Source organism: Streptomyces sp. NPDC013457, from assembly GCF_043089925.1.
Lineage (GTDB): Bacteria > Actinomycetota > Actinomycetes > Streptomycetales > Streptomycetaceae > Streptomyces.
In genome coordinates this window covers 69,172-93,083 of the sequence record NZ_JBICBL010000003.1, presented here as the reverse complement: position 1 = coordinate 93,083, position 23,912 = coordinate 69,172, and the positions used below count along the sequence as shown (strand labels likewise).

At 73.4% G+C, this 23,912-nt stretch carries 24 protein-coding genes and 1 other RNA gene; 11 read left to right on the top strand and 14 right to left on the bottom strand.

The window, feature by feature from the left end:
• The first annotated feature begins 36 nt into the window (after positions 1-36).
• Positions 37-975 carry a hypothetical protein gene (locus ACF1G2_RS09270; RefSeq protein ID WP_391797684.1) on the top strand — a complete coding sequence of 313 codons (939 nt, stop codon included), beginning with the start codon at positions 37-39 and terminating at the stop codon, positions 973-975.
• 133 nt (positions 976-1,108) lie between these two features.
• On the opposite strand, the gene ACF1G2_RS09265 is transcribed toward ACF1G2_RS09270, so the two are convergent.
• Both ACF1G2_RS09265 and ACF1G2_RS09260 read right to left on the bottom strand, forming a co-directional pair.
• Positions 1,109-1,879, bottom strand: coding sequence for a bifunctional DNA primase/polymerase (locus ACF1G2_RS09265; RefSeq protein ID WP_391797683.1), 771 nt, complete (start codon positions 1,877-1,879; stop codon positions 1,109-1,111).
• Positions 1,880-1,979: 100 nt separating this feature from the next.
• Positions 1,980-2,615 (bottom strand): TetR/AcrR family transcriptional regulator, encoded by a 636-nt coding sequence (locus ACF1G2_RS09260; RefSeq protein ID WP_391797682.1) that lies wholly within the window; start codon positions 2,613-2,615, stop codon positions 1,980-1,982.
• Between the two features lie 164 nt (positions 2,616-2,779).
• Here ACF1G2_RS09260 and ddaH point away from each other — a divergent pair, with 164 nt between their 5' ends.
• The gene (ddaH, locus tag ACF1G2_RS09255; RefSeq protein WP_391797681.1) at positions 2,780-3,613 is read left to right on the top strand and encodes a dimethylargininase; all 834 of its coding nucleotides are present in this window, start codon (positions 2,780-2,782) and stop codon (positions 3,611-3,613) included.
• A gap of 96 nt (positions 3,614-3,709) precedes the next feature.
• Here ddaH and ACF1G2_RS09250 read toward each other — a convergent pair whose 3' ends face one another.
• Positions 3,710-4,711: a small ribosomal subunit Rsm22 family protein gene (locus ACF1G2_RS09250; RefSeq protein WP_391797680.1), complete on the bottom strand. Its 1,002-nt coding sequence runs from the start codon at positions 4,709-4,711 to the stop codon at positions 3,710-3,712.
• A 9-nt stretch (positions 4,712-4,720) separates the two neighbouring features.
• Positions 4,721-5,995 carry a Bcr/CflA family multidrug efflux MFS transporter gene (locus tag ACF1G2_RS09245; RefSeq protein ID WP_391797679.1) on the bottom strand — a complete coding sequence of 425 codons (1,275 nt, stop codon included), beginning with the start codon at positions 5,993-5,995 and terminating at the stop codon, positions 4,721-4,723.
• Positions 5,996-6,072: 77 nt separating this feature from the next.
• Here ACF1G2_RS09245 and ACF1G2_RS09240 point away from each other — a divergent pair, with 77 nt between their 5' ends.
• Positions 6,073-7,074 (top strand): Gfo/Idh/MocA family protein, encoded by a 1,002-nt coding sequence (locus ACF1G2_RS09240; RefSeq protein ID WP_391797678.1) that lies wholly within the window; start codon positions 6,073-6,075, stop codon positions 7,072-7,074.
• On the opposite strand, the gene ACF1G2_RS09235 is transcribed toward ACF1G2_RS09240, so the two are convergent.
• Positions 7,061-8,704 carry an alkaline phosphatase D family protein gene (locus tag ACF1G2_RS09235; RefSeq protein ID WP_391797677.1) on the bottom strand — a complete coding sequence of 548 codons (1,644 nt, stop codon included), beginning with the start codon at positions 8,702-8,704 and terminating at the stop codon, positions 7,061-7,063. The genes ACF1G2_RS09240 and ACF1G2_RS09235 overlap by 14 nt on opposite strands.
• 135 nt (positions 8,705-8,839) lie before the next feature.
• Between ACF1G2_RS09235 and ACF1G2_RS09230 the strand changes: the two genes are divergently transcribed.
• The gene (locus tag ACF1G2_RS09230) at positions 8,840-9,619 is read left to right on the top strand and encodes an SDR family oxidoreductase (RefSeq protein WP_391797676.1); all 780 of its coding nucleotides are present in this window, start codon (positions 8,840-8,842) and stop codon (positions 9,617-9,619) included.
• A 32-nt stretch (positions 9,620-9,651) separates the two neighbouring features.
• Here the strand turns inward: ACF1G2_RS09230 and ACF1G2_RS09225 are convergent, their stop codons facing one another.
• The gene (locus ACF1G2_RS09225) at positions 9,652-9,975 is read right to left on the bottom strand and encodes a nuclear transport factor 2 family protein (RefSeq protein WP_391797675.1); all 324 of its coding nucleotides are present in this window, start codon (positions 9,973-9,975) and stop codon (positions 9,652-9,654) included.
• A gap of 187 nt (positions 9,976-10,162) precedes the next feature.
• Between ACF1G2_RS09225 and ACF1G2_RS09220 the strand changes: the two genes are divergently transcribed.
• A complete protein-coding gene (locus tag ACF1G2_RS09220; protein WP_391797674.1) occupies positions 10,163-10,477 on the top strand; it encodes a MazG-like family protein in 315 nt (104 codons plus the stop codon).
• A gap of 35 nt (positions 10,478-10,512) precedes the next feature.
• Here the strand turns inward: ACF1G2_RS09220 and rnpB are convergent.
• An RNA gene (rnpB, locus tag ACF1G2_RS09215) (RNase P RNA component class A) lies at positions 10,513-10,913 on the bottom strand.
• Positions 10,914-10,990: 77 nt separating this feature from the next.
• On the opposite strand from rnpB, the gene ACF1G2_RS09210 reads away from it, so the two are divergent.
• Positions 10,991-11,758, top strand: a complete 768-nt coding sequence (locus ACF1G2_RS09210; protein WP_391797673.1) for a MerR family transcriptional regulator — start codon at positions 10,991-10,993, stop codon at positions 11,756-11,758.
• Positions 11,755-12,684: a hypothetical protein gene (locus ACF1G2_RS09205; RefSeq protein WP_391797672.1), complete on the top strand. Its 930-nt coding sequence runs from the start codon at positions 11,755-11,757 to the stop codon at positions 12,682-12,684. Before ACF1G2_RS09210 ends, ACF1G2_RS09205 begins: the two co-directional genes overlap by 4 nt.
• On the opposite strand, the gene ACF1G2_RS09200 is transcribed toward ACF1G2_RS09205, so the two are convergent.
• Positions 12,635-14,077: an RNB domain-containing ribonuclease gene (locus ACF1G2_RS09200; protein ID WP_391797671.1), complete on the bottom strand. Its 1,443-nt coding sequence runs from the start codon at positions 14,075-14,077 to the stop codon at positions 12,635-12,637. The two genes, ACF1G2_RS09205 and ACF1G2_RS09200, sit on opposite strands and share 50 nt — an antisense overlap.
• A gap of 97 nt (positions 14,078-14,174) precedes the next feature.
• Between ACF1G2_RS09200 and yaaA the strand changes: the two genes are divergently transcribed.
• Entirely contained in the window at positions 14,175-14,948 is a 774-nt protein-coding gene (gene yaaA / locus ACF1G2_RS09195; protein ID WP_391797670.1) for a peroxide stress protein YaaA, read from the top strand.
• A gap of 202 nt (positions 14,949-15,150) precedes the next feature.
• Positions 15,151-15,783 carry a bifunctional 4-hydroxy-2-oxoglutarate aldolase/2-dehydro-3-deoxy-phosphogluconate aldolase gene (gene eda / locus ACF1G2_RS09190; protein ID WP_391797669.1) on the top strand — a complete coding sequence of 211 codons (633 nt, stop codon included), beginning with the start codon at positions 15,151-15,153 and terminating at the stop codon, positions 15,781-15,783.
• 21 nt (positions 15,784-15,804) lie between these two features.
• Here eda and ACF1G2_RS09185 read toward each other — a convergent pair whose 3' ends face one another.
• The 5 genes from ACF1G2_RS09185 to ACF1G2_RS09165 form a co-directional block, all read right to left on the bottom strand.
• Positions 15,805-16,641 (bottom strand): GNAT family N-acetyltransferase, encoded by an 837-nt coding sequence (locus ACF1G2_RS09185; protein ID WP_391797668.1) that lies wholly within the window; start codon positions 16,639-16,641, stop codon positions 15,805-15,807.
• A gap of 74 nt (positions 16,642-16,715) precedes the next feature.
• Positions 16,716-18,272, bottom strand: coding sequence for a bifunctional RNase H/acid phosphatase (locus tag ACF1G2_RS09180; protein ID WP_391797667.1), 1,557 nt, complete (start codon positions 18,270-18,272; stop codon positions 16,716-16,718).
• Positions 18,272-19,015, bottom strand: coding sequence for a zinc ribbon domain-containing protein (locus ACF1G2_RS09175; protein ID WP_391798122.1), 744 nt, complete (start codon positions 19,013-19,015; stop codon positions 18,272-18,274). Before ACF1G2_RS09175 ends, ACF1G2_RS09180 begins: the two co-directional genes overlap by 1 nt.
• Complete coding sequence (locus ACF1G2_RS09170; protein WP_391797666.1) at positions 19,012-19,830, bottom strand: Nif3-like dinuclear metal center hexameric protein; 819 nt, start codon at positions 19,828-19,830, stop codon at positions 19,012-19,014. The genes ACF1G2_RS09175 and ACF1G2_RS09170 overlap by 4 nt, the downstream gene beginning before the upstream one ends.
• Before the next feature lie 246 nt (positions 19,831-20,076).
• Positions 20,077-21,117, bottom strand: coding sequence for an ABC transporter substrate-binding protein (locus ACF1G2_RS09165; protein WP_391797665.1), 1,041 nt, complete (start codon positions 21,115-21,117; stop codon positions 20,077-20,079).
• Positions 21,118-21,454: 337 nt separating this feature from the next.
• Here ACF1G2_RS09165 and ACF1G2_RS09160 point away from each other — a divergent pair, with 337 nt between their 5' ends.
• Both ACF1G2_RS09160 and ACF1G2_RS09155 read left to right on the top strand, forming a co-directional pair.
• Entirely contained in the window at positions 21,455-22,570 is a 1,116-nt protein-coding gene (locus ACF1G2_RS09160) for a hypothetical protein (RefSeq protein ID WP_391797664.1), read from the top strand.
• A gap of 35 nt (positions 22,571-22,605) precedes the next feature.
• Positions 22,606-22,743, top strand: a complete 138-nt coding sequence (locus tag ACF1G2_RS09155; protein ID WP_391797663.1) for a hypothetical protein — start codon at positions 22,606-22,608, stop codon at positions 22,741-22,743.
• 220 nt (positions 22,744-22,963) lie between these two features.
• On the opposite strand, the gene ACF1G2_RS09150 is transcribed toward ACF1G2_RS09155, so the two are convergent.
• Positions 22,964-23,905 (bottom strand): 3-oxoacyl-ACP reductase, encoded by a 942-nt coding sequence (locus tag ACF1G2_RS09150; RefSeq protein ID WP_391797662.1) that lies wholly within the window; start codon positions 23,903-23,905, stop codon positions 22,964-22,966.
• Between the last annotated feature and the right edge of the window lie 7 nt (positions 23,906-23,912).

Genomic DNA, 23,912 nt, shown 5'->3' with positions numbered 1-23,912 from the left:
TCCCGGGTGTTCGTGGCGGTGGCGGCGGCGTCCATAATGGCGCTGACGGCGAGCGGCTGCGTGACGGTGCACGGCGAGCGGGAGCTGGTCCCGGCGGCGACGAAGGCCGAGGCCGAGCAGGCCCTCAAGGACTTCACCGACGCTTACAACGAAGCCGACAAGGCGCACGACCCGAAGCTCGACGCGGACCGGGTCACCGGGGCGCTGGGGGCGATCAACCAGGCGGGTCTGAAGTCCCGTTCGATCACGGCGCCCGGGGGAAACCCGCAGCATCAGCCCCTGGAGCTGACGGACGCGACGTACGTCCTCCCCAAGAAGGCGGGCTGGCCGCGCTGGTTCCTCGCGGACACCGACTCCAACCGGGACGCCGACGAGGGCCGGGGCGACAACCGCTGGCTCCTGGTCTTCGTGCGCAACGGCGCCGACCAGCTGTGGGAGGTCGCCTATCTGGCGATCCTGACCCCGGACGAGATCCCCGCGTTCAAGACCGAGGGCGGCTTCGGGGTCGCGGTTCCCGCGGACTCCGCGGGGCTCGCCGTCGCGCCCAAGGATCTGGGGCGGGACTACGTCTCGTTCCTCGGCGGCGGGGAGCGGGGCCAGTTCGCCGCCGGTCCGCACACCACGCTCTGGCGTGAGGAGCGGGAGAAGGGCGCCAAGCGCTTGGGGCTCGCGACGCAGTACGCCGACCAGGTCACCGACGCCGGGGACTTCGCGCCGCTGGCCCTCGCGACCGAGGACGGCGGGGCGCTGGTCTTCTTCGCGACGCGGTACTTCGAGCAGCAGACGGCGGCCAAGGGCTACCGGCCCAAGGTCGATCCGGATGTGAAGGCGCTGATGACGGGCGAGGTCAAGAACACCGTCACCAAGGAGTGGGTGTCGAGCCAGACGGTGCTGGTGAAGCCGGCGGGCACGGACGCGGACGGCGTCACGGTCGCGGGCCGACTCCAGGGCGTCACGGGCGCGAAGGGCTCGTAGGGCGCGAAGGGCTTCGCCGGGCGCGAAGGGCTTCGCCGGGCGCGAGAGGCTCGTCGCGCGGCGTGGTGCGTGGGGCGGGGCTCGAAGCACGCGGAGAGCCCGCAGGACCCGTCCGGTGCACGGCCGCTCCGGTTCAGCGGCGGCCGAGCGGCCAGGCCACCTCGTGCCCGGTGTGCTGGTCCCCCTGCTCGGCCGCGTGCCGGGCGCAGGCGTCGGTCAGCGTCTCCAGGAGGTTCAGCGGGTCCGGCAGCGGGTGCTCGGGGCCGCGGACCCAGCTGACTCCGGGCCGCTCCTCCTCGTCACCGATGAGCCGGGCCGGCGGTACGAGCACATAGCTGCCGCGACAGTGCCAGCGCAGCCCCGGGTGCTCGTCCATGGTCTCCGGATGGCAGTCCAGCTCGCAGGGCCACCACTCGTCCTCGTCCTCGGGGGTGCCGCGGGTGGCGGTGAAGAAGAGCATCCGGCCGCCGTCGCCCGCGCTGTCGGCGGACTCGGCGACCGGTCCGACCTCCACGCCCTGGTCGAGGAGCCGCTCCAGGGCCGCCCGCCCGGCCTCCAGGGGGACGTCGAGGACGTCGTGGACCATGCCGGTGGCCGTGACGAAGTTCGCCTCGGGCTCGTTCCGGGCCCAGCGCTCGATCTGGCCGCGGTCGGTCGTGGACTGGGTCTGCCAGGCGAAGGAGACGGGGTGCCGGGCGGGGGTGGGACAGCCGATGCGCTCGCAGGAACAGCGGTAGCCGACGGGGTACGCGGCGGGAGCGAGGGGCAGTCCGGCGGCGGCGGTGGCAAGGAGCAGGTTCTCGCGGCGGTTCTCGTCCTCGGCCGCGGTGCGTTTGGGCCGCCTGCGCAGCCACTGCGGAAGCCTGCTCTCCGTGCCGCGGTAGCGGCCGATACCGTCGCCCATCTATCCCCTCACACCTGTCCTCGCCCGTTCGGCTCTGCCCATCGTCGCATCTTCCGGTGCTCCAGGTGACCGGAGTCCCCAACCGGGGTACGTAACGGGGTTACGCCCTGGGCGCGAGCCCGCGCAGCGCGTAGTCGACGAGGGTGTCGGCGTAGGCGTGGGTGAGGGGCAGGGTGCGGTGCAGCCAGCGGTGGTTCAGGGGGCCGACGAGGAGTTCGAGGGCGATGCGCGGGTCCACGTCGGGGTCGATGTCGCCGGCGGCCTGGGCGGCCTCGATGCGGCGTACGTAGTACTGGAGCTGGGGTTCGAGGAGTTTCTCGACGAACTGGGCGCCGAGCTCGGGGTTGACGACGCCCTCGGCGGCCAGGGCGCGGGAGGGGGCGTCGTAGGTGGGGTTGTTCAGCTCGTCGACCGTGGCGCGGAGCACATATTTGAGGTCGGCGGCGAGGTCCCCGGTGTCGGGGATCTCACTGTCGGCGTCGCCCCCCAGTTCCTCGTTGGCCTGGGCGGCGAGGTCGAGGAAGGCCTCGAGGAGGACGGCGGCCTTGGAGGGCCACCAGCGGTAGATGGTCTGCTTGCCGACCCCGGCGCGGGCGGCGATGCCCTCGACGGTCGTCCTGGCGTAGCCGGTCTCGGAGACGAGCGCGAGGGCGGCCTCGTAGATGGCGCGGCGGGAGCGCTCGCTGCGACGGGTGGCGTCGGGGCCCTTGGCGGCAGGGCTCTTCGTGTCGGGCATGGCACCAATCTAACAGCAGGCGAGACGACGCGTCTCGCCTGCGCTTTCCGATACCCGGACCGAACGTTCGGTGAACCACCCGAACGGTCCACTGCGCGGAGCCGTTCGAGGGCGGACCATGGGCTCCGTCCGACGACTGTTCTTCCGTCCGTGAGGAGCTCTCTTTGCGCCAGACCCCGCGCGAGGCCTCGCCCCGCCGTTATCTGATGTGCCCACCCACGCACTTCGAGGTGACGTACTCCATCAACCCCTGGATGGACCCCACCAAGCCGGTCGACCTGCCGCTCGCCCTCGCCCAGTGGGAGGACCTGACGGCCAGGTACCGCGCGCTCGGCCACACCGTGGAACTGCTCGACCCGGTCCCGGGCCTGCCCGACATGGTCTTCACGGCGAACGGCGCAACCGTGGTGGACGGCCGCGTGCTCGGCGCGAAGTTCGCCCATCCGGAACGTACGGAGGAGGAGAAGGCGCATCTGGACTGGTTCCGCGGAAACGGTTACGTGGAGGTCCGCGTGCCGGAGCACGTGAACGAGGCCGAGGGCGACTTCGCCGTCACCTCGTCCTGGATCCTGGCCGGCCGGGGCTTCCGCTCCACCCCGCTCTCGCACCTGGAGGCGCAGGAGTTCTTCGGTCGCCCGGTGATCGGCCTGGAGCTGGTGGACCCGCGGTACTACCACCTGGACACGGCGCTCTGCGTCCTGGACCCGGCGCGCGACGAGATCATGTACTACCCCGGCGCCTTCTCCCCCGGCAGCCGGGAGGTGCTGGCCAGGCTCTACCCCGACGCCCTGCTCGCGACGGAGGAGGACGCGGCGACGCTCGGCCTGAACGCGGTGAGCGACGGTCACCACGTGCTGCTGCCGCAAGCGGCGGTGGGGCTCTTCGAACCCCTCCGTGACCGGGGCTTCGAGCCCCTCGGCATGGACCTGTCGGAACTGCTCAAGGGCGGCGGCAGCGTGAAGTGCTGCACCCAGGAGCTGCGCCCCGCCCAGGGCTGAGCCCGGGGGCGGCCCCTGCCCGGGGGCGGCCCCTGCCCGGGGGGCGGCCCCTGCCCGGGCCCCTGCCTCCCGGGCCCTGCCCCCGCCTCCCGGGCCCTACTCCGAGGGCTCGGGGGGCTCCGGGGGCCAGGGGTCGCCCCACTCCGCGTCGCGCGCCGCCTTGTAGAGCGCACCGTGCCGCTTGGTGACCGTCTCGCGCGCAAGGCCGGTCTCCTCCGGACCGCAGAGGTCAAGCAGGACCTGGCCCTTGCGGATCTGGGGCTTCCGGGTGATCCGGGACGCCGCGGGCAGGACGGGGAACCGGGTCGCCGCCACGTAGGCGAACTTCTCGTCCTCGTACGGCAGCGAGCCGCCCTTCACCTGCCGGTGCAGCGACGACCTGCTCACCCGGGCCGCGAAGTGGCACCAGTCCCTGCCCGGCTCGATCGGGCACGTCCCGCTGTGCGGGCACGGCGCGGCCACGGTGAAGCCGGCCTCCACGAGGAGGGAGCGCGCCGCGATGATCCGCTCGTAGCCGTCGGGGGTGCCCGGCTCGACGATCACGACCGCCTGCGCCACCCGCGCCGCCTCGGTCACGACCGCGCGGCGGTCGGCCTCGGTCAGCTCCTTCAGGACATAGCTGACGGTCACCAGGTCCGTGGCGTCGAGGCGCAGCGCCCCGCTGATCCGGGCCCGCCGCCACTCCGCGTCGAAGACCCCGTCGGCCAGCTCCTCGCCGAGGGCGAGCGCGGGCTCTGCCCAGTCGAGCACGGTCGTGCGCGCGGCGCCGTCCCAGGCCTCGGCGACCGCCCAGCCCGCCGCTCCGGTGCCGCCGCCGATGTCGGTGTGCGTGGCCGGCTCCCAGTCGGGGACCGCGTCCCGCAGGGCGCCGAGCGTCGCCCGTACCGCCTCGAACGTCGCCGGCATCCGGTACGCGGCGTAGGCGGCGACGTCGGAGCGGTCCCGCAGCACGGGGGCGTCGGTCGGGGTGGTTCCCCGGTAGTTGGCGATCAGCCGGTCGACGGCCTGCGTCGCCTGACGCGGCGGCAGCCCGGCGAGCAGTCCGGCGAGCGCGGCGCGCAGCTCGTCGCCGGAGGGGAGGGAGGGGGAGGCGTTCACCTCCACATTTTAGGCGGCCTCCCGGGGGCGCCACGGCCGGCACATCCCCAGGAAGCAGGCGAGCGCCCCGGCCGCGCACACCAGCTGCACCACGGCCATCGGCACGGCCGTGGCCTCGCCCGCGATGCCGACGAGCGGCGAGGCGACCGCCCCGATGAGGAACGAGGAGGTGCCCAGCAGGGCGGAGGCGGAGCCCGCCGCGTTCGGGGTGCGCATCAGCGCCTGCGCGTTGGTGTTGGGCATCGCCAGGCCCATCGCCGACATCAGGACGAAGAGCCCGGCGGCCACCGGCGCGAGCCCCGGCTCCCCGAAGACCCCGCTCGTCATGAGCAGCAGCGCCACCGAGGCGAGCAGGATCACGCAGAGACCCCAGCCCAGCGCCTTGTCGAGGCTGACCCGGCCGACGAGCAGCTTGCCGTTGATCTGCCCGACGGCGACGAGACCGACGGAGTTGAGGCCGAAGAGGAGGCTGAAGGTCTGCGGCGAGGCGCCGTAGATCTCCTGCACGACGAACGGGGAGGCCGAGATGTACGCGAAGAGCGCGGCGAAGGCGAGCCCGCCGGCCAGCATGTAGCCGGTGAAGACGCGGTCGGCGAGCAGTCCGCGCATGGTGCGCAGCGCCTCCCCGACACCGCCCTCGTGGCGCCGCTCGGGCGGCAGCGTCTCCTCCAGCCACTTCCAGACCACCAGGGTCAGGAGCACACCGATGACGGCGAGGACGTGGAAGACACCGCGCCAGTCGGTGATGCGCAGGATCTGGCCGCCGATGAGCGGGGCGATGATCGGGGCGACGCCGGAGATCAGCATCAGGGTCGAGAAGAAGCGGGCCATCGCGACGCCGTCGTACAGGTCGCGGACGACGGCCCGGGCGATCACGATGCCGGCCGCGCCCGCCAGGCCCTGGAGCAGCCGGAAGCCGATGAGCAGTTCGACGGTGGGGGCGAAGGCGCAGACCGCGGTGGCCGCGACGTACACGAGCATGCCGATGAGCAGCGGTCTGCGGCGGCCCCACCGGTCGCTCATCGGGCCGACCACGAGCTGACCGAGCGCCATGCCCGCGAGGCAGGCGGTCAGCGTCAGCTGCACGGTCGCCGCGGGCGAGCGCAGCATCTCGGTGACCTCCGGCAGCGCCGGCAGGTACATGTCCATGGACAGCGGCGGGAGCGCGGTCAGACCGCCGAGGACGAGCGTGACGAGCAGGCTCGCCCGCCGCGCGGGGACTGCGGGACCGGCGGATATGTGCGCCTTGGATCCCCGCTTCGTGGGCTGGCCGCTCTCCGGCATCGACTGCTCCATTTCGTTGAAACTTTCCCTATGCTCTCAGCTCGTCGGAACGGGCCGAGACTTTCGTGGGGTGGGGCATGGGGAAGACCGTGCGGTGGGGCGTGCTGGCGACGGGTGGGATCGCGGCGAAGTTCGCCGGGGACCTGCGCGCGGCGGACGACGCCGAGGTGGTGGCCGTGGCCTCCCGCACGGAGGCGTCGGCGCGGGCCTTCGCCGACCGGTTCGGGATACCGAAGGCGTACGGAGACTGGGCCGGGCTCGTCGCCGATCCGGACGTCGACGTGGTGTACGTGGCAACCCCGCACCACGCGCACCGGGAGGCCGCCGGGCTCGCCCTGGAGGCCGGAAAGCCGGTCCTCTGCGAGAAGGCTCTCACCCTGAACGCGCGCGAGGCGGAGGAGTTGGCCGCCCTCGCCCGGGACCGAGGTCTCTTCCTGATGGAGGCCATGTGGATGTACTGCAACCCGCTGGTCCGGCGCATGCGGGAGCTGGTCGTGGACGGCGCGGTCGGCGAGGTCAGGACGGTGCAGGCGGACTTCGGGCTCGCGGGCCCGTTCGCCGCCGACCACCGGCTGCGCGACCCCGCCCTCGGCGGCGGCGCGCTCCTGGACCTCGGGGTCTATCCGGTCTCCTTCGCCCAGCTGCTGCTCGGCGAGCCCGACTCGGTCCAGGCCCACGCGCTGCTCTCGCCCGAGGGCGTGGACCTGAACACCGGGATGCTCCTCGGCTGGTCCTCGGGAGCCTCGGCCCTGTTGTCCTGCTCGCTCGTGGCGGACACCCCGATGGCCGCGTCGGTGACCGGATCGGCGGGCCGGATCGACGTCCCGGCCGGCTTCTTCTTCCCCGACCGCTTCACGCTGCGGCGCCACGGCCGGGAGCCGGAGGAGTTCGTCCTCGACGGCGACCGGGAGTCGCTGCTGCCGGAGGCGGCCGAGGTCGCGCGCTGTCTGCGGGCGGGCCTGACGGAGTCCCCGCTCGTACCGCTGGACGGTTCCCTCGCCGTGATGCGGACGCTCGACGCGGTACGTGACCGCATCGGCGTCCGCTATCCCGGGGAGCTGTCGGTCACGCCGGTGTGAGCCCGGGGTTGCCCGCCTCGGTGACGAAGGACCCGGCCGTGCCGACCGGGGCGCCGGGGGTCGTCACGGCCGGGACCGTACGGAAGTCGGCGCGGGCGCTCTCCCGGCCGAGCGCGACCGTCACATAGCCGCGCCGCCCGTTGTAGAACTTCAGGTGCGGGTTGGCGGCGGTGAGGTTGCCGTAGTTGGCGGGGCGGTCGGCGCCGTCCTTGCCGCTGGCGATGGAGGTGGCGACGATCTCGGTGCCGAGGGTGCGCGAGGACGGGTCGCGGTGGTCGGCCTTGATGTCGAGGCCGTAGCCGACGTGGACGTCGCCGGTGAGCACCATCAGGTTCTCGATGCCGGCCGCCGCCGCGCCGTCCAGGATCCGCTGCCGGGAGGCCGGGTAGCCGTCCCAGGAGTCCATGGAGAGCTTGAAGGCGTCGGTCGGCACGTCGCGCCGCTCGGCGAAGACGACCTGCTGCGGGACGACGTTCCACAGCGCGCGCGAATCGCGCCAGCCGTCGAGCAGCCAGCGCTCCTGCGTGGCGCCGGTCATGGTGCGGCTCGGGTCCTCGGACTCGGGCCCGGGGACCCGCCAGCCGTCGCCGTACGCCTGGTCGGAACGGTACTGGCGGGTGTCGAGGATGTCGAACTGGGCGAGCCGGCCGAAGCGGAGGCGGCGGTAGAGCCGCATGTCCGGGCCTTCGGGCCGCTGAACCCTGCGGAGCGGCTGGTTCTCCCAGTAGGCGCGGTAGGCGGCGGCCCTGCGGAGCAGGAACTCCTCGGGCGGCACGTCGTTCTCGGGGGTGTCGCCCGCGTAGTTGTTCTCGGTCTCGTGGTCGTCCCAGGTGACCACGAAGGGGTGCGCGGCATGGGCCGCCCGCAGGTCGGGGTCGGACTTGTAGAGGGCGTACCGCAGCCGGTAGTCCTCCAGGGTGAGGGTCTCCCGGTTGAAGACGGCGGGCAGCCGCCGGTCGGTGTAGGCGCGGGCGCCGCCGGTGGCGTTGACGGCGTACTCGTAGAGGTAGTCGCCGAGGTGGAAGACGACGTCGAGGTCCTCCTGGGCGAGATGGCCGTAGGCGGTGAAGTAGCCGTCGTGGTACGCCTGGCAGGAGACGGCGGCGAGCTTGAGGTCCGCTATGCGCGCGCCGGGGGCGGGCGCGGTCCGGGTACGGCCGACGGGGCTGGTCCAGGCGCCGGCGCGGAACCGGTAGAAGTACACCCGGTCCGGGTCGAGGTGGTCGATCTCGACGTGGACGCTGTGCTGGAACTCGGGGTGGGCGGTGATCTGGCCGCGCCGGACGGTCCGGCCGAAGCGCTCGTCGTGGGCGAGCTCCCAGTGGACCGTCACGCGCTCCCGGGGCAACCCGCTGTCGGGGTCGAAGGGGCGGGGCGCGAGCCGGGTCCAGAGGACGACCGAGCCCGGCATCGGGTCGCCGGACGCCACCCCCAGGGTGAACGGGTCCTCGGTGATGCGGCGCGGATTCAGCTCGGCGGCGCTCGCCGTGCCGGCGGCGGGCAGCTGGACCGCGAAGGCGAGCGCCGCGGCGGCGCCCGCGGTGGTGAGGAAGCCCCGGCGCCCGAAGTGCCGGGCGGCGGAGCGGAGTTCGTCGGAGTGGTTCGGCTCGGGTGTCTGTGCGTACGTCATACGCCCCTCCCCTGAAGGATGTTGTCCGTCAGGCATTGGAGTGGCGCGGGACGTCCCTGGGTTGTCGGGTACAGAACATCCGCGTGTCGGACAGATGAGTTCCCTGTGCACCGATCTCACGTACGCTGCGCGCCCATGAGCACTGAGTCGCGCATCGCTGTGGTGACGGGAGCGGGATCGGGCATCGGCCGGGGTGTGGCCCTGGCCCTGGCCGGGGCGGGCTGGTCGGTGGCGCTCGCGGGCCGCCGGCGCGAACCCCTGGAGGAGACGGCGGGCGCTTCGGCGGAGACGCCGGGCGCCCTGGCGGCGGCCGGCGCGGCGTACGTCGTCCCGACGGACGTGACGTCACCGGAGGAGGTGACGCGGCTCTTCGAGTCGGTACGGGACCGGTTCGGCCGGGTCGACCTGCTCTTCAACAACGCGGGGACGTTCGCCGGCGGCGGGACCCCGGTCGAGGACCTGTCCTACGAGACCTGGCGCTCGGTCGTGGACGTGAACCTGACCGGTTCGTTCCTGTGCGCCCAGGCGGCGTTCCGGGTGATGAAGGAGCAGTCCCCGCAGGGCGGCCGCATCATCAACAACGGCTCGATCTCGGCGCACGTCCCGCGCCCGCACTCGATCGCGTACACGGCGACCAAGCACGCGATGACGGGCCTGACGAAGTCGCTCTCGCTGGACGGCCGCCCGTACCGGATCGCGTGCGGTCAGATCGACATCGGCAACGCGGCGACGGAGATGACGGCGCGGATGCAGTCGGGGATCCTGCAGGCGAACGGCGAGCTGGCGGCGGAGCCGGTGATGGCCGCGGCGGACGTGGCGGCCACGGTGGTGCACATGGCGGCCCTGCCGCTGGAGGCGAACGTGCAGTTCGCGACGGTGATGGCGACGGCCATGCCGTACATCGGCCGGGGGTAGGGGGCCTCGGAGGGCCCCCGCCCCCTAGGGGGCTACGCCTGGCCGGTCTCGAAGCGGGTGACCTTTCCGTCCTGCACCTGGAACCTCCAGGCGGTCCGCATCTCGCCCCAGGTGTCGTTGCGGTAGCGGGCGACGAGGGCGTGCCCGCCGTCCTTCTCGGACTCGATCTCCATGTGGCCGCGCGAGGAGAAGATCTCCTTGTCGGTCCACTCCTCGACGTCCCGGTCGGAGCCGTCGTCGGACATGGTGGCGCCGGGTGTGAGGACCGCGAAGAACGCGTCACGGTCGTTGGCGTTGAGGGCCGCGACGAAGGCGCGCACGGCGGGATCGGTGAGTCTGTCCACGGGAATCGTCATGGCCCTACCCGTACACCGCCCCACCCCGATCCCCACGGACCCGGGCCGCGTGTGTGGCGCGGCTCAGCGGACGGACTCGGCCACCTGGCCGAGCAGGGCCGCGGACTCGGTCGTGGGGCGAGCCCGGACCGTCCCGCGCCCGGACCGTCGGCGTGGCGACCGCGGCGCCGTGGCAGGCTTCCGGACCATGACCGAGCCGTGGAACACCGTCGACCGCCTCACCTCCTGGATCTCCGCACACCACACGCTCCCTCCGGAGCAGGACGTGCTGCTGCGCGTCCTGAAGCTCTCGGAGGAGGTCGGGGAGGTCGCGGAGGCCGTCATCGGCGCCACGGGGCAGAACCCGCGCAAGGGCGCCTCGCACACCTGGCAGGACGTCGAGTCCGAGCTGTGCGACGTGATCATCACGGCGATGGTGGCGCTGCGGACGCTGACCCCCGACGCCGCCGAGGTCTTCGCGGGCCACCTGAGGCGGGTGGCGGAGCGCTCCCTGACGGAGTGACGGCGCGGCCCGGTCAGGGTTCGAGCCCTGAGGGGCAGACGAGCTGGGCTGTACGCCGGGTTCTGTACCCCGGGACCTCGCGGTCGTCGGGGTGACGGCCATCCATCTAGGGCCGGCGTTGCCGCCGGCCTCGTGCGGTCTACCCGCGAACTCGGGCGGGCAGCCCTCGATCGTTCGCGCAGAGTCGTCCGGGGACGACCCCTCTTGACCTTGCTCCGGGTGGGGTTTACCTAGCCGCCTGAGTCACCTCAGGCGCTGGTGGTCTCTTACACCACCGTTTCACCCTTACCGAGGACCGAGGTCCCCGGCGGTCTGTTTTCTGTGGCACTGTCCCGCGGGTCACCCCGGGTGGCCGTTAGCCACCACCCTGCCCTGTGGAGCCCGGACGTTCCTCGGGAGGATCCGAGGATCCCCACGCGGCCGCCCGCCCGGCTCGTCTGCCGTGCCGACCATGCTACCCGTCGCCCGGCGCCCGCTTGACCTTGTCGCAGCGTCAGGGTTTCTACTGGCCCCATGCGAATCGGCGAGATCGCCGCGCTCGTCGGGGTCACCCCGCGGGCGGTGCGGCACTACCACCACCTCGGGCTGCTGCCCGAGCCCGTACGGCTGGCCAACGGCTACCGCGAGTACGGCATCCGGGACGCCGTTCTGCTCGCCCGGATCCGGCGCCTGACCGAGCTCGGCCTCGGGCTCGACGAGGTGCGGGACGTGCTCGCCGACGACGAGGGGCGGGAGCTCGTGGAGGTGCTCGGCGAGCTGGACGCCGACCTCGCGCGGCAGGAGACCGTGATCCGGCAGCGGCGCGAACGCCTGGCCGAACTGCTCGGGGAGGCTCGGGCCGGACGGCTGACCGCCGAGGGCCCCGTCTCGCCCGAACTGGCCGAGCTGTTCGCGGGCCTGGGCGAGGTCCCGGAGTCCCCCATGGCCGTCATGGACCGTGAGATCCTCGCCCTCCTCGACACCGTCGCACCTGCCGAGGAGCGGACGCGGCTCCTCGCCACGATGCGCGCCATGACCACGGACCCGGAAGCCGTCGCCCGCGCCCACGACGTGTACGCCCGCCTCGACGCCCTCGCGGACGCGGACCGGGACGACCCGCGCGTGGCCGAGACGGGACGGGCCCTCGCCGACCTGCTGCCGGACTCCATCGCCGCTCAGCTCGGCGCGCAGGGCGACGTACCGCCGGGGCAGCTCGCCGAGACCTTCTTCGGCGACTTCTCGCCGGCCCAGTCCGCCGCCGTCCTCCACGCCCTCCGGCTGGTCGCGGAGCGGGCCCCGTGACCGCCCTGGTCCGGCTCCTGCGCGGCGTCGCGTACACCGCGCTGCCCGCCGAGCTCGTCCTCGCGGTCTGTCTCGTCGCCGGAGTACGGATACCGGTGCCCGTCCTCGCCGCCGCCGAGGCCCTCACCGTTCTGCTCGCCCTCGCCGGCCTCGTCGCGTACCTGGGCCTCCGGCGTCGGGGGCTCTCCACGCGGCAGTCCTTCCGCGAACTGGTACCCGTACCCGTGCTCCGGCTCATCGGGCACGAACTGCGGCTGCTGGCGAGCCTCGGCCTGTGGGTGGCCCGGCGCCGCGACGGGGTCCGCCCCGGGGACCAGGTGTTCCCGCACGCCCGCGACCAGGCCGCCCTGATGTACGGCTTCGCGTTCGTCTGTCTCGTCGAGACCGTGGGGATGTCCTACCTGCTCGCCGACTGGCCCGTCGCCCACGCGATCGTGCTGGTCCTGGACGTGTACTCGGGGATCCTGTTCGTCCTCGGGATCCACGCGGCCTCCGTGGCCCGGCCGCACGTCCTCACCTCCGACGCGCTCCGCCTCCGGCAGGCCGCCCACATCGACCTTCACATCCCGCTCGGCCTGATCGCCGCCGTCCGGCACGAGCTGCGGTTCACCCACGAGAAGACGGAAGGGGAGCTGAACCTCACCGTCGCCTCGCAGACCTCCGTCACCATCGAGCTGACCGAGCCGGTCGACGCGCCCCGGTTCCTCGGCGGCCCCCGGGCCGTGCGGATCGTGCGCTGCCACGCGGACGACGCCCGCGCCTTCTACCGGGCCCTCACCCAGGCCGTCCCGGCGCAGGCCGGCACGGCGCAGGCCGGCGCGACAGCTCCGGTCGCCGCGCAGCCGGTCGCCCGACCGGCGGTCACCGCGCAGACGCTCACGCCGGGGCGAACCGCACCATCGCCGACAGCGGGTCCGCCTGCGTGAGCCGGACCCGCAGCCACTCCCCGAGCGGCAGCCGCGCGGCGCCGCCCTCGATCCGGGCGACGACGGCGGGGTCGTCGAGGTGGACGGTCCCGACGGCGGGTTCGCGCTCCTTCACATCGATCACGTACGCGTCGAAGATCTCGCCGATCCGCCCGGCGAGCAGCGCCGCCTCGACGATGTCGACGGCCTCGCGCTCGATGGTGTTGGCCCGACGTGAGCCGGTCGCCATCTCGTCGGGGAGCGAGGGGAGCGCGGCCCGTACCCATTCCGGCGGCTCCTCGCCCGCAACAGCCGCGAGGCACAGCTCGCCCGCGTACCGGTCGACCACCCGGCGCAGCGGCGCGGTGCAGTGGGTGTACTCGTCGGCCACGGCGGCGTGGACGGCGGGCGTCGGGACGGAGCCGTCGGTGAAGACGCTGTAGCCCGCGCCGCGGAGGAGGGTCGTGCACTCCTGCAGGAAGGCTGCCTGGCGGGGGTCGGCGGGGTCGGTGTGACGGACGACGTCCGCGTACGAGACGTGGTGCGGCCAGTCGACGCCCAGGGCGTGCGCGGAGCGGCGCAGCCGGGCGACCTCGCCGACGGGCGCTGTGGGGAGCGTCCGCAGGATCCCGGTGCCGGCGGCGGTCATCAGGTCGGCGGCGGCCATGCCGGTCAGCAGCGAGACCTGGGCGTTCCAGCGCTCGGCGGGCAGCGGGGCGCGGTAGGCCAGGGTGTACGTGTGGTCCCGCTCCACGACCTCCTGCTCCGGCACGTTGAGGGAGATCCCGCCGCGTTCCGCTTCGAGGGCCTCGCGGAGAGAGCCGACGTCCTTGAGCAGGGCGAGCGGTTCCTCGGCCGTGCCCGCGTCGATCTGCGCCTGCACGGCGGCGTAGTCGAGCTTGGCGTGGCTGCGGACGAGGGCGCGGCGCACGTCGGTGGCGACCCGGCGGCCCTCGGCGTCGAGGTCGATCCGCCACAGCAGCGCGGGGCGGGGCTCGCCGGGCAGCAGGCTCGCGGCGCCCTCGGAGAGGACGGCAGGGTGGAGGGGGATCTTGCCGTCGGGGAAGTAGAGGGTGAGGACCCGGCGGTGGGCCTCGGCGTCGAGCGCGGAACCGGGGGCGACGAACGCGGCCACGTCGGCGATCGCGTAGTGCACGCGGTAACCGCCGTCGGCGCGCCGGGCCAGGTGCATGGCCTGGTCGAGGTCGGTGGAGGTCGGCGGGTCGATCGTGAAGAAGGGGATGTCGGTGGCGTCGTGGCCGGGGAGACGGGGCGCCTTGGCCACCGCCTCCGCCTCGGCGAGGACGTCCGGCGGGAAGGCGTCGGGGATCGCCGGCTCGGTACGCAGTGCGCGCAGCGCGGCCCGCAGCGGAGCCTCGGCGGCGCAGGTCACGTGGATGTGGCGGCGGGGCATGGACCGAGCGTATGGCGGGGGGCGGGGCCCGGCACTTTGTAGGCTGAACGCTCTGGGGCCGCACCCCCAGCCCCTGAACGTACGAAGGAGAACCACCGTGCTCGTGCTGTTGCCGCCGTCGGAGGGTAAGGCCGCGTCGGGGCGCGGGGCGCCGCTCAAGCCGGAGTCCCTGTCGCTGCCGGGCCTGGCCGGGGCACGGGCGGCGGTCCTCGACGAACTGGTCGAGCTGTGCGCCGCCGACGAGGAGAAGGCGCGCGAGGTGCTCGGGCTGAGCGAGGGGCTGCGCGGCGAGATCGCCAAGAACGTCGAGCTGCGGACGGCGGGCGCCCGGCCGGCCGGCGAGATCTACACGGGGGTGCTGTACGACGCCCTGGGCCTGGCCACCCTGGACGCGGCGGCCCGGAAGCGCGCTCGGGCGTCGCTCCTGGTGTTCTCGGGGCTGTGGGGTGCGGTGCGGGTGGACGACCGGATTCCGTCGTACCGCTGCTCGATGGGTGTGAAGCTGCCGGGGCTCGGAGCGCTGGGCACGCACTGGCGGGGCGCGATGGCGACCGTGATGCCGGAGGCGGCGGGGGACGGCCTCGTCCTGGACCTGCGGTCCTCGGCGTACACGTCGGCGTGGCGGCCCAAGGGCGAGGTGGCGGCGCGGACGGCGACGGTGCGGGTGCTGCACGCGCCGACGCGGAAGGTGGTCAGCCACTTCAACAAGGCGACCAAGGGGCGGATCGTGCGCAGCCTGCTGGAGGCCGGCGCGGCCCCGAAGGACCCGGTGGAGCTGGTGGAGGCGCTGCGGGATCTGGCGTACGTGGTGGAGGAGGGGGAGGGGAAGCAGGCGGGCGTGCTGGACGTGCTGGTGGACGAGATCCACTAGGGGTCGGTGCCGAGGGCCGGGCACACGGGCCGGGCACACGGGCCGGGCAGGCGGGCCGGGCAGGCGGGCGCCGGGCACACGGGCCGGGCAGGCGGGCGCCCGGCAGGCGGGCCGGGCACGGCGGATGGGTCTGACCTCGCGCGCGTTGCGCAGTGCGCAACGCTCGTTGCGCAGATTGGCGCTCGCGGGCAGGATGACGCTCATGACCTCCGCGCTGCCCTCCGTCCTCGGCCTCGCCCCCGTCGTCCCGGTGGTGGTGATCGAGGACGCCGCCGACGCCGTACCCCTGGCCCGCGCCCTGGTCGCGGGGGGTCTGCCCGCGATCGAGGTGACCCTGCGGACCCGCGCGGCCCTCGACGCCGTGCGCGCGATCGCCGCCGAGGTGCCGGACGCCGTCGTCGGCGCGGGCACCGTCATCTCCCCCGCGGGCGTCGCGGACGCGGTCGGCGCCGGGGCCCGCTTCCTGGTGAGCCCCGGCTGGACCGAGAGCCTGCTGGACGCCATGCGGGCCTCGGGTGTGCCGTTCCTGCCGGGGGTGTCCACCACCTCGGAGGTCGTGGCGCTCCTCGAGCGCGGGGTGCGCGAGATGAAGTTCTTCCCTGCGGAGGCCGCGGGCGGCGTCCCGTATCTGAAGTCGCTCTCCGGGCCGCTCCCCCAGGCCCGGTTCTGCCCGACCGGCGGCATCTCCCTGAGCTCGGCCGCGTCGTACCTGTCGCTTCCCAACGTGGGGTGTGTCGGCGGTACGTGGATGCTGCCGGCCGACGCCCTCGCGGCCCGCGACTGGGCGCGCGTGGAGTCCCTGGCGCGCGAGGCGGCGGGGCTGCGCGCTCGCTGACGGGGCGCCAGGAGCGCGGCGTCAGGAGAGCGTCAGACCCACGTGGTCGATCACGGGGCGGTACCCGAGCCGTCGGTACAGCGCGTTGCTCGTGGGGTTGGCGACGTCGGTGAAGAGCAGCACCTGCTCGGCGCCCTCGTCCAGTGCCGTCCGGCTGACCGCGGTGGTGACGGCGGCGGCGTATCCCCGACCACGCCGCTCGGCGAGCGTGAACACGGATGAGATCCGGGCCTGGCCCGCGACGACCGGCGTGACGCCCGCCATCGACACCGGCCCGGCGTCCTCGGTCTCCCAGAGGTGGAGCCTGCCCTCGGCGACCCGGGCCTCGATGTTCGGGGTGTAGTCGACGTCGCCGTCCTCGCCGATGTCACGGGCGTAGTGCCTCATCCACTCCGCGGCGAGCGGGATGTCCGCGACGCCCGCCCTCCGCGCCCGGCCCGGCGGCGCGGGATCCGGCGGCGTGAGCCCGCCGAGCCGGTGGAGCCTCATCCGGCGCGTGGTCGTCCAGGACCGGCCGGACCCCCGGCACAGCTCCCCGGCGAACGCCTCGGCCGTCTCCTCCTCGCCGCGCACGGCCCTCACCTCGGTCACGTCCGGGAGGACGTGCGCCAGAGCCCGGGCGGCCGTCTCCGGCATCGGGCCGAGCGCCGGCTCGTCGCGCCGCGTGAGGAGGAAGGCACCCGTGACCCGGCTGCCTTCCGGCTCGGTCCACCAGCCGTACCGCGTGAACGCGAGGGGCCGCCTGAGAGCGCCCTCGCTGATGGTCAGCAGCATGGTGGAGCGCGCGGGGTCGGCGGCGAAGTAGCCGGCGGCCTCGGACCGGAAGGCGGCGGCGTCCTCGGTGATGTGCCATGTCATGGCGACGATGCTGCTACGGACGCGGGTGCGGGGGCACGGAATTCCGTGGCCCCGCACCCTCAGGTCCGTTCAGGTCACCTCAGGTGCGAGGTGTCGTTCAGGAGCCGTACGGAGGCGTTGCCGTCCGCGTAGTACGCCACGGCGGACAGCGAGGCCGCCGAGAGCTCCATCCGGAACAGCGACTCCGGCGGGGCGCCGAGGGCGAGGCGCACCAGCGTCTTCACGGGCGTGACGTGCGTGACGAGGAGGACGGTCCGTCCCGCGTACGCGGCGGTCAGCCGGTCCCGGGTCGCCGAGACGCGGCGCGCGACGGTCGCGAAGCTCTCACCGCCGCCGGTCGGGGCGGCCTTGGGCGAGGCGAGCCAGGCGTCCAGGTCGTCGGCGTACCGCTCCCGCACCTCGGCGAAGGTCAGTCCCTCCCAGGCACCGAAGTCGGTCTCGCGCAGCCCGTCCTCGATCCGTACGTCGAGTCCGAGGCGGGCGGCCACGGCCTCGGCGGTCTGCCGGCAGCGCCTGAGCGGCGAGCTGACGATGTCCTGGATCGTGCCGCGCGCGGCGAGCGCGGCGGCGACGGCGTCGGCCTGACGCAGCCCGGCGGCGGACAGCTCGGGGTCGGACCCCCCGCTCCCGGAGAACCGCTTCTCGGGCGTGAGCGCGGTCTCGCCGTGCCGGAGCAGGACGAACGTGGCCGGCGCTCCCATGTCGGGAGCCCCCCACCCGGGCGCGGCGGGTGCGGCCGGTGCGGGCTCGTGGCCGCGGACGCCGGCCTCGGCCTCGAAGTCGCCGCTCGCCGCGGACTCGCGCTCGGCCGTGGCGGCAGCCGCGAGGGAGGCGCGGGCCTGCGCCGCGACCGCCTCGTCGGCGGCGAACAGACCGTCACCGGCCGGGGCACCCGCACCGGCGGAGCCCGTACGAGCGCCGGAGGACGTACCCGTACCGGAGCCGGAACCCGAGCGCGCGCCGGACGGCCCGCCCGCGCCGGACGCGGAACCCGTACGGCCGCCGGACGACGCGCCCGCACCAGAGCCGGAACCCGCACGCGCGCCGGACGGGGCGCCCGCGCCGTGGGACGTGCCTGTGCCTGCCAGTGCCGCCCTCGCGCGGGCCGCGCCCGCCGCCGCGTCGCCGGGAGGACCCGCGGGCGCCTCCGACGCGCTGCGCGCGGCGGAGGCGTCCAGGGCCGCCGAGGACGCCGAAGGCTCCCACTGCCGGCCGCGCTTGCCCGCGTCCATCGCCTCGTTCGCGAGCCGGTCCGCGTGCTTGTTCTTCTCGCGCGGGATCCACTCGTAACGGACCTGGTGCGCGGGGAAGACCCGGGACGCCTCCGCCGCGAGCGGCTTCATGTCCGGGTGCTTGATCTTCCAGCGGCCGGACATCTGCTCGACGACCAGCTTGGAGTCCATCCGGACGTGCACCGCGGCGTCGGGGAACAGCTCACGCGCCGCCTTCAGCCCGGCCACCAGGCCCTTGTATTCGGCGACGTTGTTCGTGGCGACCCCGATGTACTCGGCGCGCTCCGCGAGCGTCTCGCCGGTCGCCGGGTCCAGGACGACCGCGCCGTATCCGGCGGGCCCCGGGTTCCCCCGGGAGCCCCCGTCGGCCTCGACGACGACTTCCCTGACGGCCGTCATTACAGGCCGGACTCCGAGGTGCGAACCAGGATCCGACGGCAGTTCTCGCACCGGACGACCGTGTCCGCGGCGGCCGCCCGGACCTCGTTCAGCTCGGTGATGTTCAGCTCGATGTGGCAGCCCTCGCACTTGCGCTGGTACAGCCGCGCCGCGCCGACACCGCCCTGCTGCTCGCGCAGCTTCTCGTAGAGCTTCAGCAGGTCGGCCGGGACGGAACCGGCCACGAGCTCGCGCTCCTTGCCGACCGACGCCGCCTCGCCGTCCAGCTCGCCCTGCGCGGCGTCGCGGCGCGCGGTCGCGTCGTCGGCCTTGGCCTGGACCGCGGAGGCGCGCTCGGTCAGCTCGGCGACCCGCTCGGCCGCCGACTCACGGCGCTCCATGACCTCGAGGACGATGTCCTCCAGGTCGCCCTGGCGCTTGGCGAGCGAGGTGATCTCTCGCTGGAGGTTCTCCAGGTCCTTCGGGGAGGAGACGGCTCCGGAGTCCAGGCGCTGCTGGTCCCGCGCGGCGCGCTGGCGGACCTGGTCGACGTCCTGCTCGGCCTTGGTCTGCTCGCGGGCGCAGTCGCTCTCCTCGGTCTGCGCGGCGACGAGCAGGTCGCGCAGCTGCGTCAGGTCCTTGTTCAGCGACTCGATCTCGGCGTGCTCGGGCAGCGACCGGCGCTTGTGGGCGAGCTGCTGGAGACGGACGTCCAGGGCCTGGACGTCGAGGAGTCGGATCTGGTCGGCGGGCGCGGCGTTCAGTTGGGGGCTCCAGGGGAGGTGTGATGGGAGGACCAGGGGTCGGTGACCGTCTTCGAGACGTGGACACGCAGGTCCCAGCCGTGGCGGTCGGAAATCTCGTCGAGCTGCGCGGCGGCCTGCTCGCACCAGGGCCATTCGGTAGCCCAGTGGGCGGCGTCGACCAGGCCGATCGGCGCGTGCTGGGTGGCCTCGGACACCGGGTGGTGGCGCAGGTCGGCGGTGAGGAAGGCATCCACGCCCGCAGCCCGTACGGCGTCGAAGAGGCTGTCGCCCGAACCGCCGCTGACCGCGACCCGGCGGACGGTCATCCCCGGGTCTCCGGCGACCCGGATGCCCTGCGCGGTGGCGGGCAGCCGCTTGGCGGCGCGGGCCGCGAACTCGGCCAGCGTCTCGGGGTGGTCCAGCTCGCAGATCCGGCCGAGGTTGTTCTCGGGGACCAGGGGGCCGGTGATCCGAAGGTCGAGGGCGCCGGCGAGGGCGTCCGAGACTCCGGGGTCGGCGGTGTCGGCGTTGGTGTGCGCCACGTGCAGGGCGATGTCGTGCTTGATCAGCGTGTGCACGACGCGGCCCTTGAAGTGCGAGGCCGCGACCGTCGTCGTACCCCGCAGATAGAGGGGGTGGTGGGTGACGATCAGGTCGGCGCCGAGCGCGATCGCCTCGTCGGCGATCTCCTGGACGGGGTCGACCGCGAAGAGGACGCGGGTGACCTCGGCGTCGGGGTCGCCGCAGACCGTGCCGACGGCGTCCCACTGCTCCGCCCGCTCGGGCGGCCAGAGAGCGTCGAGCGCGGCGATGACTTCAGACAGACGGGGCACGGAGGCAAGGCTACCTGGCCTGCGTGCCGCGCCGTCCTGCCTGTGGACAACCCCGACGGGCCACCGCGCCCCGCCGTCGCGCCTTCGGCCGTCGTCGCGCGTTCGCATCGCCGCGCGTTCGCATCGTCGCGCGTTCGCATCGTCGCGCGTTCGCATCGTCGCGTGATCGCGTGATCGCGTGATCGCGTGATCGCTCATGCGCGTCGTCGCGCGTTCGAGCGTTCGCTCATGCGCGAGTGCGCGTCGCTACTTCGTGACGAGGTCGGCGCGCAGGTCGTCGAGGACGCTGTTCGCCGCCGTCACGCCGAGGCCCAGGTACCAGGTCTCGTCCGGGACGTCCTTGGCGCGGCCCGCCTTGACGGCGGTGAGGTTCTTCCACAGCGGGTTGGCCTGGGCGGTGTCGCGCTTGGTGGCCTTCGGGTCGCCGTAGACACCGGTGAAGATCCAGTCGGCGTCGGCCTGGTCGATCTTCTCCGGGCTGATCTCGGCGGCGAGGTCGTCGATCCGCTGGTTCGCGGGCCGGGGCAGGCCCGCGTCCTCGAGGACGGTGCCGATGAAGGACGCCTTGGCGTAGAGGCGGATCTTGCCCGGGAGGTAGCGGACCATCGAGACGGACGGCTTGTCCGGGCCGATGTCCGTGCCCAGCTGCTTCGCCTTCGTCTCGTACGCGGCGAGCTTCGCCTTCGCGTCGGCGGTCCTGTCCAGGGCCGCGGCGTTCAGGAGGTAGTTCTCCTTCCAGGTGAAGCCGGGGCGGATGGAGAAGACGGTGGGGGCGATCTTCGACAGCTCGTCGTACTTGTCCGCGGCGCGCAGCTGGCTGCCGAGGATCAGGTCGGGCTCCAGGTTGGCGATCGCCTCGAGGTTGAGGTTGTTGATGGTGCCGACGGACTTGGGGGCTCCGGCGTCCTTCTGCAGATACGTGGGGATGCCATCGTCCCCCTCGGAAGGGGCGTATCCGACGGGCTTGATGCCGAGCGAGACGACGTTGTCGAGCTCGCCGACGTCGAGGACGACGACCCTCTTCGGGGCCGCGGCGATCTCGGTCGTACCGAGCGCGTGGGTGAGGGTGCGCGGGAACTGGCCGGCCTTGGCGTCCGTACCCATGGCCGCGGTCTTGGCGGCCGCGTCGCCGAAGTCCTTGCCGCCCGTGGCGACGTCCTTCTTGGAGGCGCCCTCCTTCTTCCCGGAGGCGGCGCCCGACGTGTCGTCACTGTTTCCGCAGGCCGCGAGGGAGAGAGCGGCGGCGAGTGCGACGGCGGCGGCGGTGCCGCGACGGCGGAGGGACATGGGGCTTCTCCTGTACGGGTACGGGGACGGCGGCTCGGACCCCCGATGGAACCGGCGCGCGGGCGACGCGTGAAGCGGTCCCGCGGCCGGCTCGCAGGCCGGGCCAGGGACCCCCACGCGCCCGGTCCGGGAGCGGCGTAACGCAGGCCCCATACCCGGAGTCACAGGCTCCACTTAGGATCGCCTTACCTTATGCACCACTCACCTCTCCAGCACAACCGGCCCCCTGCCCTCAGCAGAATCGATTCACGGCCACCCTTATGTGTGAAGTGACCGGGCTCGTGTTGTTCGGCAGGAAGTGCGAAAACTAGCTTCGGTGGCCGGAGGTGACGAGTCGATGACAGCCTGTGCCATCGAGGAGACGACGAACGACGACGGCGCGGTGCGGCCGGCGCGGTTCACGATCACGGCGAACGGGGCGTACGCGGCGCGGCTCGCCGGCACGGGGGACGCCCTGTACGCGGAGCGCTGGACGCTGGACGGGCCGGAGCCGTACGCCGTACCGCTGCCGCTCGACCAGCCCGAGGAGTCCCACACCCAGCTGCTTCCGCTCGCGGACGGACGGGTGTTGATCGGCCGCCGGGTGGACGGCCGCCGGCACACGTTCTCCCTGCTGTACCCGACGGGCCCCGGGACGGGCCAACTCCCCCTGGGTGCGGTCGAGTCCGACGAGCTGGTCCTTCTGCCGCCTTCCCCGGACGGCATCTGCGCGTACGCGATGTGCGTCGGCGCGGGCACCACCACGATCTGGCTGGTGGCGGGCGGGGCGTTCGGGCCGGAGCAGGTCGCTGAGGTCAAGGGCCGCTGTACGGGCGGCGTCTGGCTGGACCGCACGGGGCGGATGCTCGCCCTCGACCGCAGCCTCGACGACGGACCGGTGAAGGCGGTGGCGGTCGACCTGGAGCGCGGGGGCGAGGTGACGCCGCTGCTCCAGATCACCGAGGAGAGCAACGACCGGCTGCTGACGGCCGATCCGGACAGCGGACTGCTCCTCATCCGCTCCGATGCCCCCTCCCCCGGTCACGAGCGGCTCGGCTGGGGCGTGCTCGGCAGTCTGCTGCCGGTCCGGTTCCCCGAGTGCCTGCGGCTCGACGACGCGGCGGTGACGCCGTTCGCCGTGCAGCCGGGGCAGGTACTGCTGCCGGAGAGCTGCGCGGTCGCGCTGCGGATCGACGCGGCGGCCGGGAGCTGGGTCGGGATGTGGCGCCCCGCGGGGCGCCGGATGCACCAGCTTGCGGCTCCGGTGGGCTGGCTGGCAGGGTCGGGGGTGTGGACCGCGCAGGGCGTGCTGAGACTTCCGTACACGACCTCGGAGACGCCCTGCGGTCTTGTCGGTCTCGACGTCCCGCCGGACCCCGAGCCGGCCGAGGTCACGGTCGGCGTCGAGCCGCGCGTATGCCGCCCGGTCCCGCTCCAGCAGGCGCCCCTCGCAGACCGTAAGGCCGCTGGTTAGACTCTCGGCCGCACGACAACAGCGATCATTACGGGGTGAGTTCCACCATGTCGGAAGCGCGTACGGACGGCACGGAGCCGCAGGGCTCCGGAAAGCACCGGGGCGAGGCGTCGCCGTCGGAGGACTCGACGTCCTCCCCGCACGGCCGCCACCGCCGCGACGCGGAGCAGTAGTCGAGGCTGCGCAGGGTCGACTCGGCGCAGGTTCGGCTCGGCGCAAGGTCGGCTCGGCGCAGGTTCGCCGCAGGGTCGACTCGGCTCAGTGGTCACGGAGCGGTACAGGCCGGGCGGTACACGCGGGGCGGTCATCGCCGGGCGGTACACGCGGGGCGGTCATCGCGACCACGCCGAACAGCCCCGGGGAATCCCCGGGGCTGTTCGCGTCTCCCGCGCCTCAGCCCCGCTTCAGTCCCAGCACCTCCGCCGCCGCGAACGTCTCGCCCGCCGGGCGCGACGCGTAGTGCGGGGACAGCAGCCCGTCCAGCTCCTCGTACGTGAACGCGTCCTTCGCGGTGTCGAACTTCGCCGCCACCCTCGGGCGCTCCACGATCGCGACCATACCGCCGTGCACGACGAGCAGTTGACCGTTGACGGCCGCCGCGGCCGGGGATGCCAGATAGCCCACGACCGGTGCGACGTGCTCCGGCGCCAGCGCGTCCAGCTCGCCCTCCGTCGGCTCCGCGAAGCCCGCGAAGACGTCCTCCGTCATCCGGGTCCGCGCCCGCGGGCAGATCGCGTTCGCCGTCACGCCGTACTTCGCGAGCGCGAGCGCCGTCGAGGTGGTGAGCCCCACGATCCCGCCCTTGGCCGCCGCGTAGTTCGGCTGGCCGGCGGAGCCCGCGAGGAACGCCTCCGACGAGGTGTTGACGATCCGGCCGTACACACCGGACTCCCCCGCCTTCGCCCGCCCCCTCCAATGCACCGCCGCGAAGTGCGTGGTGTTGAAGTGGCCCTTCAGATGGACCCGGATCACCGAGTCCCATTCGTCCTCGCTCATCGAGAAGACCATCCGGTCCCGCAGGATGCCCGCGTTGTTGACCAGGATGTCCAGCTTCCCGAACTCGCCCACCGCCAGGTCCACCAGGCCCCGCGCCGCTTCGAAGTCGGCGACGTCGCCCAGGTGCGCGACCGCCCGGCCGCCCGCCGCGCGAATCTCCGCCGCGACCTCCTCGGCGGGGGTGGCGGACGCCTCGCCGGAGCCGTCGCGCCCCGGCTTCCCGTAGTCGTTGACGACGACGGCAGCGCCCAGCCGGGCGAGCTCCAGCGCCTCGGCCCGGCCCAGGCCCCGGCCGGCGCCGGTGACGATCGCGGACAGCCCCTCAAGAGGGAGTGACATCGGTTCG

What these genes read in the sequence shown, in the direction of transcription:
- ACF1G2_RS09235 (WP_391797677.1), bottom strand. Translation starts at nt 8,704, where the DNA reads ATGACGTACGCACAGACACCCGAGCCGAACCACTCCGACGAACTCCGC.
- ACF1G2_RS09200 (WP_391797671.1), bottom strand. Translation starts at nt 14,077, where the DNA reads ATGCCCCGCCGCCACATCCACGTGACCTGCGCCGCCGAGGCTCCGCTG.
- ACF1G2_RS09180 (WP_391797667.1), bottom strand. Translation starts at nt 18,272, where the DNA reads ATGACGGCCGTCAGGGAAGTCGTCGTCGAGGCCGACGGGGGCTCCCGG.
- ACF1G2_RS09260 (WP_391797682.1), bottom strand. Translation starts at nt 2,615, where the DNA reads ATGCCCGACACGAAGAGCCCTGCCGCCAAGGGCCCCGACGCCACCCGT.
- ACF1G2_RS09185 (WP_391797668.1), bottom strand. Translation starts at nt 16,641, where the DNA reads ATGACATGGCACATCACCGAGGACGCCGCCGCCTTCCGGTCCGAGGCC.
- ACF1G2_RS09265 (WP_391797683.1), bottom strand. Translation starts at nt 1,879, where the DNA reads ATGGGCGACGGTATCGGCCGCTACCGCGGCACGGAGAGCAGGCTTCCG.
- ACF1G2_RS09160 (WP_391797664.1), top strand. Translation starts at nt 21,455, where the DNA reads ATGACAGCCTGTGCCATCGAGGAGACGACGAACGACGACGGCGCGGTG.
- ACF1G2_RS09270 (WP_391797684.1), top strand. Translation starts at nt 37, where the DNA reads ATGGCGCTGACGGCGAGCGGCTGCGTGACGGTGCACGGCGAGCGGGAG.
- ACF1G2_RS09230 (WP_391797676.1), top strand. Translation starts at nt 8,840, where the DNA reads ATGAGCACTGAGTCGCGCATCGCTGTGGTGACGGGAGCGGGATCGGGC.
- ACF1G2_RS09240 (WP_391797678.1), top strand. Translation starts at nt 6,073, where the DNA reads ATGGGGAAGACCGTGCGGTGGGGCGTGCTGGCGACGGGTGGGATCGCG.
- ACF1G2_RS09225 (WP_391797675.1), bottom strand. Translation starts at nt 9,975, where the DNA reads ATGACGATTCCCGTGGACAGACTCACCGATCCCGCCGTGCGCGCCTTC.
- ACF1G2_RS09210 (WP_391797673.1), top strand. Translation starts at nt 10,991, where the DNA reads ATGCGAATCGGCGAGATCGCCGCGCTCGTCGGGGTCACCCCGCGGGCG.
- ACF1G2_RS09150 (WP_391797662.1), bottom strand. Translation starts at nt 23,905, where the DNA reads ATGTCACTCCCTCTTGAGGGGCTGTCCGCGATCGTCACCGGCGCCGGC.
- ACF1G2_RS09220 (WP_391797674.1), top strand. Translation starts at nt 10,163, where the DNA reads ATGACCGAGCCGTGGAACACCGTCGACCGCCTCACCTCCTGGATCTCC.
- ACF1G2_RS09245 (WP_391797679.1), bottom strand. Translation starts at nt 5,995, where the DNA reads ATGCCGGAGAGCGGCCAGCCCACGAAGCGGGGATCCAAGGCGCACATA.
- ACF1G2_RS09165 (WP_391797665.1), bottom strand. Translation starts at nt 21,117, where the DNA reads ATGTCCCTCCGCCGTCGCGGCACCGCCGCCGCCGTCGCACTCGCCGCC.
- eda (WP_391797669.1), top strand. Translation starts at nt 15,151, where the DNA reads ATGACCTCCGCGCTGCCCTCCGTCCTCGGCCTCGCCCCCGTCGTCCCG.